The 12,753-nt window shown below is 61.0% G+C and carries 10 protein-coding genes; 9 read left to right on the plus strand and 1 reads right to left on the minus strand.

Features of this window, described 5'->3' with window-relative positions:
• The first annotated feature begins 1 nt into the window (after position 1).
• The 9 genes from FYK34_RS05050 (at position 2) to FYK34_RS05090 (ending at position 11,443) form a co-directional block, all read left to right on the plus strand.
• Positions 2 to 1,060: an ABC transporter permease gene (locus FYK34_RS05050; protein WP_149295351.1), complete on the plus strand. Its 1,059-nt coding sequence runs from the start codon at positions 2 to 4 to the stop codon at positions 1,058 to 1,060.
• Positions 1,061 to 1,081: 21 nt separating this feature from the next.
• Positions 1,082 to 2,785, plus strand: a complete 1,704-nt coding sequence (locus FYK34_RS05055) for an ABC transporter ATP-binding protein (protein WP_149295352.1) — start codon at positions 1,082 to 1,084, stop codon at positions 2,783 to 2,785.
• A 546-nt stretch (positions 2,786 to 3,331) separates the two neighbouring features.
• A complete protein-coding gene (locus FYK34_RS05060; RefSeq protein ID WP_149295353.1) occupies positions 3,332 to 5,911 on the plus strand; it encodes a TonB-dependent receptor in 2,580 nt (859 codons plus the stop codon).
• A 255-nt stretch (positions 5,912 to 6,166) separates the two neighbouring features.
• The gene (locus FYK34_RS05065; protein WP_231137377.1) at positions 6,167 to 6,757 is read left to right on the plus strand and encodes a hypothetical protein; all 591 of its coding nucleotides are present in this window, start codon (positions 6,167 to 6,169) and stop codon (positions 6,755 to 6,757) included.
• Positions 6,758 to 6,793: 36 nt separating this feature from the next.
• Complete coding sequence (locus tag FYK34_RS05070; RefSeq protein WP_149295343.1) at positions 6,794 to 7,540, plus strand: MotA/TolQ/ExbB proton channel family protein; 747 nt, start codon at positions 6,794 to 6,796, stop codon at positions 7,538 to 7,540.
• A 6-nt stretch (positions 7,541 to 7,546) separates the two neighbouring features.
• Positions 7,547 to 7,990 (plus strand): ExbD/TolR family protein, encoded by a 444-nt coding sequence (locus FYK34_RS05075; RefSeq protein ID WP_149295344.1) that lies wholly within the window; start codon positions 7,547 to 7,549, stop codon positions 7,988 to 7,990.
• 17 nt (positions 7,991 to 8,007) lie between these two features.
• Positions 8,008 to 8,424 carry an ExbD/TolR family protein gene (locus FYK34_RS05080; RefSeq protein WP_231137376.1) on the plus strand — a complete coding sequence of 139 codons (417 nt, stop codon included), beginning with the start codon at positions 8,008 to 8,010 and terminating at the stop codon, positions 8,422 to 8,424.
• Between the two features lie 60 nt (positions 8,425 to 8,484).
• Positions 8,485 to 10,488 carry a M13 family metallopeptidase gene (locus FYK34_RS05085; RefSeq protein WP_174774502.1) on the plus strand — a complete coding sequence of 668 codons (2,004 nt, stop codon included), beginning with the start codon at positions 8,485 to 8,487 and terminating at the stop codon, positions 10,486 to 10,488.
• Between the two features lie 13 nt (positions 10,489 to 10,501).
• A complete protein-coding gene (locus FYK34_RS05090) occupies positions 10,502 to 11,443 on the plus strand; it encodes an endonuclease (protein WP_231137378.1) in 942 nt (313 codons plus the stop codon).
• Between the two features lie 93 nt (positions 11,444 to 11,536).
• Here the strand turns inward: FYK34_RS05090 and FYK34_RS05095 are convergent, their stop codons facing one another.
• Positions 11,537 to 12,712, minus strand: a complete 1,176-nt coding sequence (locus tag FYK34_RS05095; RefSeq protein WP_149295356.1) for a porin — start codon at positions 12,710 to 12,712, stop codon at positions 11,537 to 11,539.
• Positions 12,713 to 12,753: the final 41 nt, after the last annotated feature.

Genomic DNA, 12,753 nt, shown 5'->3' on the forward strand with positions numbered 1-12,753 from the left:
CATGACGACATTGCAGAATACCGCCGGCGCCAAGCTGGCAACGCCGTCCCGCAGCCTGTGGGGCTTGGGTTGGCAGCGCCTGAAGCGCAACAAGGTGGGCTGGATTTCCTTGTGGATCGTAGTGGTCTATCTGGTCATCGCCGTTGGCGGCTGGCTCAATCTGGTGGGCGGCCATTGGGCGGACGAGGTGGGCGTGCCTTACGCCCCGCCCAGCTGGGTACAAGCGTCGGCCGATGATGCGCTGCCGCCGGAGCCGGCGGCCAAGGCTGATTCGTCCGCCCTCGTCACGCTGAGCCGCGCCGAAGACCCGATAGGCAAACAACTGGATGAGGCAGAGAAGCATGTAGACCAATACGCCGACCACACGCCGCCGCGGCTGGAGTCGCTGCCTTTCGGCGGCGACCTGCAAGGCCGCGACGTGATCCAGAAGACGCTGAAGGGCACGTCCACGTCCATTTTCGTCGGTGTGTTCGGCGCGGTGTTTTCGCTGCTGATAGGCTGCGTGCTGGGCGCGGTGTCCGGTTATTTCGGCGGCAAGACCGACGACTTCCTGAACTGGTTCTACAGCGTATTCACCTCGGTGCCGGACATGTTGCTCTTGCTGTCTTTCGCCGCGGTGTCCGGCCGCGGCATCACCACCATCATCACGGTGATGGCGCTGACCAGCTGGACCGGCACCTACCGCCTGGTGCGCGCCGAGTATCTGAAGCTGAAAGGCCGCGAGTACGTGCAGGCGGCGGATGCCATCGGCGCCGGCAGCGGGCGCAAGATGTTCATCCATATCCTGCCCAATATCTCCCACCTGCTCTTGGTGCAGTTCTCCCTGCTGACGGTGGCATTGATCAAGTACGAGGCCATCCTGTCCTTCCTGGGTTTCGGCGTCGGCGTGCGCCAGGTGAGCCTGGGCTCCATGCTGGCCGAGGCCCCGACCGAGTTGATCCAGGGCTACTGGTGGCAGATGCTGGCGGTGACCATCGCCATGTCCATATTGGTGACGGCGTTCAGCCTGCTGGTGGACGCCCTGCGCGACGCGCTGGACCCGCGCGCGGCGGCGAAGTGAGCGGGATGAGGAGAAACAGAAATGAGCGATAAGAACATCCTGCTGTCGGTGCGCGATCTGCGCGTGCGTTTCCGCCAGGAAAACGGCGGCCGCTTCGAGGCCTTGAAGGGCGTGAGCTTCGATATCCCGGCCCACCGCACGGTGGCGCTAGTGGGCGAATCGGGCTCCGGCAAGTCGGTGACGTCGATGGCCATCATGCAGCTCTTGCCGCCGCAGACCAGCGAGATCGACCCGGCGTCCGAGCTGCGCTTTGCCGGGCGCGACCTGCTGAAGCTGAGCGCGTCGGAGCTGCGCCGCCTGCGCGGCAAGGACATCGCCATGATCTTCCAGGAGCCGATGAGCTCCCTGAACCCGGTGTTCACCGTGGGCGAGCAGATTGTGGAGACACTGACGCTGCATGCCGGCCTGTCGCGTTCCGCGGCGTGGAAGCGCGCGGTGGAGCTGTTGACCGAAGTGGGCCTGCCGGAGCCGGAGAAGCGGGTGAAGAGCTACCCGCACGAACTGTCCGGCGGCCAGCAGCAACGGGTGATGATCGCCATCGCCATCGCCTGCGAACCCAAGCTGCTGATCGCCGACGAGCCGACCACCGCGCTCGATGTCACGATTCAGAAGCAGATTCTGCAATTGATCGCCGACCTGCAGAAGAAGCACGGCATGTCGGTGCTGTTCATCACCCACGACCTGGGCGTGGTGGGCGAGTTCGCCGACGAAGTGGTGGTGATGCGCCACGGCGTGATCCGCGAGCAGGGCACGGTGAAGCAGATCTTCGAGAACCCGCAGGACGCCTACACCAAGGCGCTGCTGTCGTGCCGTCCGCACCTGGACCGCCGCCCGGCCCGGCTGGCGGTGATCGACGACTTCCTGAGGCCGGAGCCGTACGTGGAGCCGCCGCACCGCCAGCGCGGCTACGCGGCGGGCGACGAGATCGTGCTGGACGTGCAGGGCCTGTGCAAGAGCTTCGACATCCGCGAAGGCTTGTTCGGCAAACGGCAGTTCCACGCGGTGAAGGACGTGTCCTTCCAGCTGGCCAAGGGCAAGACCCTGGGCATCGTCGGCGAGTCCGGCTCCGGCAAGACCACGGTGGGGCTGACCCTGGTGCGCTTGCACCAGGCCACGGCCGGCCGGGTATTGTTCCACGGCCAGGACCTGATCGGCATGAGCGCCAAGGCGTTCCACGCCTACAAGAAGCGCATCCAGATCATCTTCCAGAACCCGTACGCGTCCTTGAATCCGCGCTTCACGGTGGAGCAGATCCTGACCGAGCCGATGCAGCTGCACGGCATCGGCCAGGATGCCGGCCAGCGGCGGCGCCTGGCGCAAGACCTGCTGGACAAGGTGGGCCTCCCGGCCGGGGCCCTGGCCAAGTACCCGCACGAGTTCTCCGGCGGGCAGCGGCAGCGCATCGCCATCGCGCGCTGTCTGACGCTGAAGCCGGAAGTGCTGATCTGCGACGAGTCGGTTTCGGCCTTGGACGTGTCGGTGCAGGCGCAGGTGCTGAACCTGCTGCAGGACCTGCAGGATGAGTTCAAGCTGTCCTATCTGTTCATTTCGCACGATCTGGCGGTGGTGAAGCACATCTCGGACCAGGTGCTGGTGATGAACAAGGGGCAGGTGGTGGAGCAGGCGGACGCGGACGTGATCTACCGCGAGCCGAAGGACGGCTACACCAAGAAGCTGCTGGGGGCGATCCCGCAGGGCTGGAGTCCGGCGCTGGCGCTGGCCTGAGCGCGAGTCTGATCGGCATCAAAGCAAACCGGCCTTTTGGCCGGTTTTGTTTTGGGCGGTGGCCGGCGTGGCGCTGTGTATTTGGAAGGAGTGGGAACCATCTTCTCATGATAGTAATGAGAAAAACTCAATTTATTAGATGGACCTGATTCTCTGATACAAAGTTTATCCACACTTTTTTTGCATAAATGCAACATATTTTGCTGGATTGCGACAAAAAAATGAGAGTCAGCGACAGATTCTCGGGCGGTGGCCAGGTGGAAAGTCAGACGGGTTCGCTGTGCAAGAAAGCTGCTTGTGCTTGATTTTGCATCTATTTGGCATTTTGGGTGAAGGGCGCGGCGACCGAAAGGGTGAATCACGCGACAGGAAAAATCATGAATGTGACCAATTGTGACCCCCATTGTCTAATGTTGACAATTTGGCGCACTCCTTAACACACTCGAAACATGGCTGGCCCGCTCATGGGCCGCCTCGCACCGCCCTCATGTCGGCGTTCGAAACGGCAGAGGGCGCTCGGGAAATAGAGTGAAGGAGAGTTTCGTGATGAAAAGAAGCAAGCTGGCGTTGGCGCTGGCTGTCATTGGCATAGGGGCCCAAGCGCCTTTCGCGTTTGCCGACAATTCAGGGGAACTGGACCGCGTGGAGGTGACTGGTTCCAACATCAAGCGCAGCATCAAGCAAGAAACGGCGCTGCCGGTCAGCATCATCAGCACGGCGGAGATGTCCAAGCAAGGCTTCACTACGGTGGAGCAAGTGGTCAACTCGTTGGCCAGCAATCAGTCTGCCATGGTCGGCGCATCTTCCGTGGCCAGCGTAAGCGGGGGCGCGTCTTACGCCAGCCTGCGTGGCCTGGGCTCGCAATACACGCTGGTGTTGCTGGATGGCCGGCGCGTCGCCAGCCAAGCCATTGGGGGCTACGCCACTGATCTGAACGCGATCCCGCTGGCCGCGATCGAACGCATCGAAGTGCTGCGCGACGGCGCTTCCGCCATTTATGGCACCGATGCCATCGGCGGGGTGATCAACTTCATCACCAAGAAACACTACCAGGGCCTGACCGTGGGCGGGGAGTGGGTGTCTACCGACCATCAGGGCGGCAATAACGGCAATGTCAGCCTGCTGGGCGGGATAGGCAATCTGGCCCAGGATGGCTGGAACGTCTACGGCTCGCTGGCTTACCAGCGCAGCCAACGCATCACCACGCCGGAACGCAGCTTTGCCTACAAAAACCTGACGGCGGACAATCTGAGCGCCGCCGTATTTCCGGCCAACTTCGTCTACAAAGGCGATCTCTACAATCCGGCAGCGCCCAAGTGCCAGCCGCCCTATGCGCAACCGTTGGACGCGAACTCCTGCGGCGAAATGGCCACGCTGTTCATGGATCTAACGCCAGAGGTGGAGCAGGTGACGGCGTTGGCCAAGGGCACCAAGCGCATCGGCGATCATGAGCTGTCGGTGCAATACATGGGCGCGCGCAATATCAGCACCACCCGTATCTCGCCGACGCCATTGGCCAAGATCGTGACCTTGTCGAAGGGCGATAAATATTATCCGACGACCCTGCCGGACGGCACCGCGACCGACGGCAGCGATGTCGTGGTTTATGCCCGCGCGGTACCGTTGGGTGGCCGCACGACTAAGAGCATCTCGGATACTCAGCGCCTCGCATTCAATGCCGAAGGCTTGCTGGCGGGCTGGGATTACCGCGCCGGCGCGGTGTACTCGGAGAACAAGAGCACCATCAATTACAAGAATGGCTATGCCAACGAAACGCTGATCAAGCAGGCGTTCAAGGATGGCACCATCAATCCCTTCGGCGATTCCGCGCCGGGCGCTTGGGATAGCGTGCGCCTCTACGGCGATGGCTGGATTGCCAAGTACACGACTGCGCTGGCGGACGCCAAGGCCAGCAAGGAATTGTTCGCGCTGCCGGCGGGCATGGTCGCAGCTGCTTTCGGCGCGGAAATCCGCCACGAGAAGCTGGATAGCCAGATACAGGAAGCCGCGCGCAATGCCATCGGTTCCGGCATCGCGGACTCGAAGTCCACCCAAGGGCAGCGCAATGTCTCCGCGCTGTACGCCGAAGCCGAAATCCCGGTGGTGAAGGGCCTGGAGCTGCAACTGGCCACGCGTTTCGACCATTACAACGATTTTGGCAATTCCTTCAACCCCAAGGTGGCTTTCAAGTATCAGCCCGCGGCGCAAGTCCTGTTGCGCGGTTCGGCCAGCAAGGGCTTCCGCGCGCCCACGCTGTACGACGTGTTCATGCCGAACTCGAAGACTTATACCGCCAGCAAGTTCAACGACCCGGTCCGCTGCCCTGGCGGAACCCCGGCCAATGGCGGCAATAAGGCGCAGGATTGCAATCAGCAGTTCATGGTGCAGCAAGGCGGCAGCCGCAATTTGAATCCGGAAAAAGCCTCTTCGCTGACCTTCGGCATTGTGCTGGAGCCGGTGAGGAACCTGAAGGCCAGCGCGGACTTCTGGTGGACCATGGTGCAGAACACGATTGGCGTGATGGATCCTGGCGCCATCTTCGGTAATCCATCCAAGTACGCGGACCGTTTCGTGCGCAATGCGGATGGATCGCTTGACTACGTGCAGACGACGTCTGAAAACCTGGGCAACCTGAGTGCGGCCGGCGTGGATCTGAGCTTTGCCTATCGCTTCCCCAGGACGGCTTATGGCGACTTCAACGTGGGGCTGGATGGCACCTACACCTCCAAGTACGTTCAGCAGTTGGAGAAGGGCGGCACCTATTACAGCCCGCTGGGCGGTTGGTATAAGGACATCATGGTGCCGACGTTGCGCTGGAAGCACAGCCTGACGCTGGGCTGGTCCAAGGCTAACTGGAGCGCCCTGCTGGTGCAGAACTATTCGTCCGGTTACACCGACATGAATCCGAACGACGAGGCTCATAATGTCAAGCCGTACTCCAACTGGAATCTGTCCGGCACCTATCTGTGGAACAAGAAGTTGACAGTGACCGCAGGCGTGAAGAATCTGTTCGATCAGGAGCCGCCGTACAGCAACCAGACCAAGACCTTCCAGTTTGGCTTCGATCCGGTCTTGGCTGACTCGGTTGGACGTGCATATTTCTTGAAGGCGTCATACAAACTGTAGTCGCTGGCTATTGTATTTAGTCTGCAGGTATAGCATTCTGTCATGGGTAGTACGCCCAAGCAGTAGGTGCCAAAGGATGCGGGAAACCGCATCCATTTGGTGTGGTAATCGTCGGCAGGCTGGGACGGTTTGGTTCATAAGACGAAAACGTCCGGCTTGCCGGTTTTGAAAGAGTGGGTAACCCATATGACTAGTATCACAGCCAAAGGAGTAGGAGGACCTCCGCCGCGCCGACGATTCGCCGGTCTGGCCGGGGTGATCATATTCCACGCCGTGCTGATCTACGCGCTGGTGACCGGTCTGGCCCAAGGCGTGGTCAAGGTGATCCAGCAGAAAGTGGAAGTGTCGGTGATCAGCGAACCGCCGCCGCCGCCACCGCCGCCGCCACCACCGAAGATCGAGAAAGTGGTGCCGCAGGCCGCGCCGCCGAAGCCGCAGGCTTACGTGCCGCCGGTGGTGAATCCGCCGCCGGTGGTGCAATCGCAAAACGCCATCCAATCGGTGACCTCCGATCCGAAGCCGCAACCGGCCCCGACGCCGGCGCCGGTGGTGGAAGCGCCGAAGGGCCCGGTCTCGGCCAAGGCCAACTGCAGCCACCTGGAAAACCCGGAATACCCGGCCAAGGCCCTGGAAGACGAAATCCAAGGCGTGGTGAACGTGGTGTTCAGCGTGGGCGCCAGCGGCAAGTTTGGCGGCGACGCCAGCTTCAACTTCAGTGGCGACATACCGCCGCGCTACCGCAGCGCGTTCAAGGCCGCCATCGTGACCGCATTGCAGGGTTACACCTGCCAGGCCAATTCCCAGTTGAAACAGGAATTCGGCTTCAAAATGGACTCTGGCTCCTAAGACCAGGGCATCTCAAGACACAAAGGAGTAAATACCATGACCAAGATCACTCGCGCATTGCTGGGCAAAGTCCTGGGCGCAGCCGGCCTGCTGAGCGCACTGCCGGCACTGGCGGCAGAAACCGTCTCCACTTCCAATCCGTATGGCATCGACGCGCTGTGGTCGCAAGGCGACTTCGTGGCCAAGGGTACGCTGATCATTCTGCTGATCATGTCCGCCTCCACCTGGTATGTGGGCATCGTCAAGCTGCTGGAACAACGCCGCCTGATCAAGCAGGGGCATGAACTGCTGGGCCACCATGGCGTGGAACTGCAAAAGGTCGCCAGCGAACTGGCCGACGAAGGGATGTACAGCGCCGTGGCGGTTGCCGGCATCGAAGCCGCGCGCGAACACAAGGGCGAGCTGGCCAACCGCGTAGACCTGAACACCTGGGTGGCGATGGCCATCGAAGACGCGGTGGACTCCGCCAGCCACCACATGCAGAACGGTCTGTCGGTGATCGCCACCGTGGGTTCCACCGCGCCGTTCGTGGGTCTGTTCGGCACGGTATGGGGCATCTACCACGCGCTGGTGAAGATCGGCACCTCGGGCCAAGCCTCCATCGACAAGGTAGCGGGTCCGGTGGGCGAAGCGCTGATCATGACCGCGATCGGCCTGGCCGTGGCGGTGCCGGCGGTGCTGGGTTACAACTGGCTGGTGCGTCGCAACAAGCTGGTGCTGGACAATGTACGCGTGGTATCGGGCCGTCTGCACGCCAGCCTGCTGAACAACCCGACCCGGTAAACGGCCATGGCGCGTTACAAACGATTTGGCCACGGCAAGGGTGAAGAAGACCAGGTGCTGTCGGCGATCAACACCACACCCCTGGTGGACGTGATGCTGGTGCTGCTGATCATCTTTCTGATCACGGTGCCGGTGGTGACGCAGACGGTGAAGATGACGCTGCCGAAGGAGCGCAACATTCCGACGCAGACCAAGCCGGAAAACATCGTGCTGGGGGTGGGGCCGGATAGCCGCATCTACTGGAACATGAGTCCGGTGAAGGATCAGCAGGAATTGCTGGCGCGTCTGGTGAAGGAAGCGAAGAAGGATCCGCAGCCGGAAGTGCACATCCGCGGCGACGCGTCGGCGAAATACGCGCCGATCGGCCGCATCGTGCTGGCGGTGCAGCAGGCGGGGATCGTGAAGATCGCGTTTATCACCGAGCCGCCGAGTCCGGTGGGCGCGGAGTAGGAGGAGGAAGTATGGCGATGAACGTGGGGTCGTCGGGAGAAGACGACCTGATGATGGAAATCAACACCACGCCGTTGATCGACGTGATGTTGGTGATGCTGATCATGCTGATCATCACGATCCCGATCCAGACGCACGCGGTGAAGCTGGACATGCCGCAGAACAACCCGTCGAAGGCGCAGACGAAGCCGGTGGTGGTGCAGATCGACATCACGCCGGACAGCGCGGTGCTGTGGAACGGCGAGCGGCTGGCGAACCGGGAGGCGCTGGAGGCGAAGCTGTCGGCGGCGGGTAAGTCGGATCCGCAACCGGAGCTGCACATCAAGCCGAACAAGGACGCGACGTACGCGCCGGTGGCGATGGTGTTGGCGGAGTCGCAGCGTTTGGGTCTGACCAAGCTGGGCATCGTGGGTTCGGAACAATTCGTGCAGTAAATGCGAATGCATGAGCCAAAAGGCAGCCTGTCGGCTGCCTTTTTTATATAGGGGATGGAGATGAAGCTGAAAGCATTGGCGCTGGCCTTGCTGCTGGCCGGCCAGGCATGGGCGCAAGGTGTCGCCGGCATCGACAAGGCCAATTTCGACCTGCAGGTCCGGCCGCAGGATGATGTGTACGCGGCGGTGAACGGCAAGTGGCTGGCGGGGCATGAGATTCCCGCCAGCGAATCTTGGGATGGCGCTTTTAAAGAATTGTACGATCTGAGCGAGGCTCGCAGCCGAGAATTGATCGAAGCCGCTGCCGCGGAGCATGGCGCGAGCGGCGAGGCGCAAAAGATCGGCGCGATGTACGCCAGTTTCATGAATGAGGCGGCAGTAGAAAAGCTCGGGCTGGCCCCGATCGAGCCGGACTTGAAAGCGATTACCTTGCTGTCCAGCCGAGCCGAGTTATTGCAGTTGCTAGGCGGCTTGCAGCCAAGCAATGTGGGCCTGCCCTTGCGATTATTCGTGGCCGTCGATGTCAAGGATGCCACGGCGTATCAGCTGAATCTGTATCAGAGCGGGCTGGCGATGCCGGATCGGGATTATTACCTGAGCGCCGATGCCCGTTTCGCCAAGGCGCGCGCGGCCTACCGCGATTACCTGGTCAGGCTGTTCCGGCAGGCCGGCTATGCGCAGGCGGAGAAGCGCGCCAAGCGGGTAATGGCGCTGGAGACCAAGATTGCTCAGGCTCAGCGCAGCCGGGTGGAGAATCGCGATCCGCAGAAAACCTACAATAAGCTGACCCTGGCTCAGCTGAAGAAATTGGCGCCCAAGCTGAACTGGCCAGGATTCTTCGCGGCGGTGGGCATCCATGACGCGCCCGCCTTCAATGTTGCGCAGCCGGCGTATGTGGCCGAGCTGGGACGGCTTTTGCGCAGCGAGCCTTTGTTAAGTTGGCAGGATTATCTGATTGCCCACACGCTGGACGCTTATGCGCCGTATCTGAACAAATCCATGGTGGATGCGCGCTTCGATTTCTACGGCAAGGCTCTGTCCGGGGTGAAGGAGCAGCGCCCGCGCTGGAAGCGCGGGGTGCAACTGGTGGAGGAGTCTTTGGGCGAGGCGGTTGGGCAGTTGTACGTAGCCAAGTACTTCCCGCCGGAGCATAAGCGCAAGATGCAGGAGTTGGTCGGCAATCTGATGAAGGCCTACAGCCAGAGCATAGACAGCCTGAGCTGGATGGGGCCCGATACCAAGAAGGCGGCGCAGCTCAAGTTGTCCAAATACATGCTGAAAATAGGCTATCCGGAAAAGTGGCGCGATTACAGCGGCTTGGCGGTGAGCGCGGATGACTTGATTGGCAACGTCAAGCGATCGCATCGTTTTGAGCTGCAGTGGAATCTGTCCCATTTGGGCAAGCCGGTGGATCGCAGCGAATGGGGCATGACGCCGCAAACCGTGAATGCCTATTACAATCCGAGCCAGAACGAGATTGTATTCCCGGCCGCCATCCTGCAGCCGCCATTCTTCAATATTGCTGCGGACGATGCGGTCAACTACGGCGGCATAGGCGCGGTGATCGGTCATGAGATCAGCCATGGTTTTGATGACCAGGGCAGCCAGTTTGATGCCGACGGCAATTTGCGCGACTGGTGGACGCCTGAGGACAAGGCGCGTTTCCATGAACTGACCAGCAAGCTGGTGGCGCAGTACGATGCTTACGAGCCGCTGCCGGGCAAGCACATCAACGGCAAGCTGACCCTGGGCGAAAACATCGCGGATAATGCCGGCCTGCAAATCGCCTACAAAGCCTACCAGCTTTCTCTGGGCGGCAAGCCGGCGCCGGTGATCGATGGCATGAGCGGCGATCAACGCTTCTTTTACGGTTTTGCTCAGGTTTGGCGCGCCAAGATGCGCGATGAGGCCACGCTGGCCCGCCTGGTTTCCGATCCGCATTCCCCGGCGCGCTTCCGCGCGATCGGGGCGGCATCGAATAGCGACGCCTTCCAGCAGGCGTTCGACGTGAAGCCAGGGGACAAGATGTACAAGCCGGAAGGGCAGCGCATCCACATCTGGTAATCATGCACGTTTGATGAAAAGCCCGCGCTTGATTGAGCGCGGGCTTTTGTTTGAGCGAAACCAGGCAATGATATTGCCGCACTTGGCCGCAATGCTTACACTTCGGCTGATGCGTACATCGATATTCCTGATTCTAAGCAGTTTGGGTCTGGGCGCCTGCGACTCGCATCAGTTGAGCCAGGCGGCTCGCTCGGGCGAAGTCAAGCAGCTGGCCGCGCTAGGCGAGGCCTTGTTGAGCGGCGTGCGTCCAGAGCCGCAAAGCGATGCGCCGCCGCAGGTGCAGGCAGCGCCGTTGATCAGCGGCAGCAAGGCGACTGGGCATCGAGATTTTCCCGCGGCCAAGCGTATCCTCCCGCGCGTGTATGCCGGCATGGAGGTGGATTTCTACTGCGGCTGTCACTATCAGGGCAAGGCGGTGGATTGGGCTTCTTGCGGCTATCAGCCGCGCAAGTCAGAGGCCCGGGCCAGCCGCATCGAATGGGAGCATGTGGTGCCGGCCTGGGTGCTGGGCCATCAACGGCAGTGCTGGCAACAAGGCGGCAGGAAGAATTGCGCCGATAACGATGCGCTGTTCCAGATGGCTGAGGGCGATTTGAACAATCTGGTGCCGGCTGTCGGCGAAGTGAACGGCGACCGCGCCAATTTCGCCTATGGCGCATGGGAGCTGCATCCGCGGCCGGTATATGGACAGTGCCAATCGATTGTCGATTTCAAATTGAAGCGTTTTCAGCCAAGGGAAGAAGTGCGCGGCGCGGCGGCGCGCATCACTCTGTATATGCACCAGCGCTACGGCTTGCGCATGAGTCAGCAGGACAGGCAGTTGATGTGCGCCTGGGCGCGCAAATATCCCGTCGATGAATGGGAGCGCCAGCGCGACAAGCGCATCCGGCAGTGGCAGGGAGAGGGCAACTTTCTGGTGTCGCAGCCGGAGGCTTTAGTGCAGGTCTGCAGATAGCGGCGCGCAGTGGTTGGGCATGAGCCGGGACTTAACAAAAGAAAAACGCCACGGCATGCCGTGGCGTTTTGCGTATTGGCTTCCCAGGGATGCTTAGAACGCCACCTTTATGCCGAAGCCGATCGCTTGCGGGTCGTTGCCAGCGGCCAGGCCGTTGATGCCATTGTTGCCGAAGTTGGCGCTGGCTTTGGCTTTGTTGTCGATCTTGGTGTAGTAGCCCAGCAGTTGAGTGGTCTTGGACAGGTTATAAGTGCCGCCCAGGATCCATTGCGTGGCCTTGTAGTCGTCGCCATTCACGCCTGCGCCAACGCTCTTCAATGCGCCCAGTTGGCCGTAAGCCAGCTTGACCGAGGCGGCGCCGAAGTCTTGGCCCAAGGCTATTTGCCAGTCATCCTGCTTCACTTGGCCACTAACGACTTGGTCATAGGTGGCCCACTCGTAGTAGCCGCCGATATAGGTGCCGAAGTCGAACTTGTAGCTGCCGGCGATGTTGAACATAGTTGTATTCTTGCCAGACGTGCCATTGGCATCCGGCGGGGTGTTGCCTGCACCGTTATAGATGGAGTTGGTGTTGGTTTTCACGGCTGTGTCATAGCGACGGTCCCAGCCGGTGCTCAGGTTCAGAGCGCCCCAGTTATAGGCAAGGCCCAGAGACAGCCGTTTGGCATCGGTTGCGGAGTTGTTGTTGTTGTCTTGTAGACGAGTCTCATCCACGCCCCAGGAGGCGCCCAGTCGGAAGCCGGACCAGTTCGGGGAGTACCAGTGGATGGAGTTCTTCAGACGTTCTTCGCCGCGACCGTTGACCGAGGATTTACCGAAGTTGTCGGCGGTGGTGTTGGTCATTACATCGATGGCCAGGGCGTTGCTGCCGCTGCCGGACAGGGTCTTGTAAGCAGAGTCGTATTGGCCGAGCAGCACTTTACCGAAGTCGGCGCTTTCGATGCCGACGAAAGTGTTACGGGTGCCCAGAGTGGCGGATTGCCCCGCGTCATTGGTGCCGCCTTGCTCGAAGTTGCGCAGGCTGCTTTCCACTTGCCAGATCGCCTTCAGGCCATCGCCCAGGTTTTCCGCGCCCTTGAAACCGATCCGGGAGTTGTGATCGACGACGCGAGTGCGGGAGGTGTAGTCCTTGCTGCTGTTGCCGTTGCCTGTCGCCTTGGTGGACTCAATGCCGCCGCTCATGAAGCCGTAGATGGTGACGTCAGCGTGTGCCGCAACCGGAACGAGGAACAGGGAGGCAACCAGGGCTGCCAGATTCTTCTTTTGCATGGTGGAACTCCAAGTCAAGTCTGAGTTTCTGTGGTGATGCA

Origin of the sequence: Chromobacterium paludis (assembly GCF_008275125.1) — a bacterium.
In the GTDB taxonomy this organism is placed as follows: domain Bacteria; phylum Pseudomonadota; class Gammaproteobacteria; order Burkholderiales; family Chromobacteriaceae; genus Chromobacterium; species Chromobacterium paludis.

What these genes read in the sequence shown, in the direction of transcription:
- FYK34_RS05050 (WP_149295351.1), top strand. Translation starts at nt 2, where the DNA reads ATGACGACATTGCAGAATACCGCCGGCGCCAAGCTGGCAACGCCGTCC.
- FYK34_RS05055 (WP_149295352.1), top strand. Translation starts at nt 1,082, where the DNA reads ATGAGCGATAAGAACATCCTGCTGTCGGTGCGCGATCTGCGCGTGCGT.
- FYK34_RS05060 (WP_149295353.1), top strand. Translation starts at nt 3,332, where the DNA reads ATGAAAAGAAGCAAGCTGGCGTTGGCGCTGGCTGTCATTGGCATAGGG.
- FYK34_RS05070 (WP_149295343.1), top strand. Translation starts at nt 6,794, where the DNA reads ATGACCAAGATCACTCGCGCATTGCTGGGCAAAGTCCTGGGCGCAGCC.
- FYK34_RS05075 (WP_149295344.1), top strand. Translation starts at nt 7,547, where the DNA reads ATGGCGCGTTACAAACGATTTGGCCACGGCAAGGGTGAAGAAGACCAG.
- FYK34_RS05080 (WP_231137376.1), top strand. Translation starts at nt 8,008, where the DNA reads ATGAACGTGGGGTCGTCGGGAGAAGACGACCTGATGATGGAAATCAAC.
- FYK34_RS05085 (WP_174774502.1), top strand. Translation starts at nt 8,485, where the DNA reads ATGAAGCTGAAAGCATTGGCGCTGGCCTTGCTGCTGGCCGGCCAGGCA.
- FYK34_RS05090 (WP_231137378.1), top strand. Translation starts at nt 10,502, where the DNA reads ATGAAAAGCCCGCGCTTGATTGAGCGCGGGCTTTTGTTTGAGCGAAAC.
- FYK34_RS05095 (WP_149295356.1), bottom strand. Translation starts at nt 12,712, where the DNA reads ATGCAAAAGAAGAATCTGGCAGCCCTGGTTGCCTCCCTGTTCCTCGTT.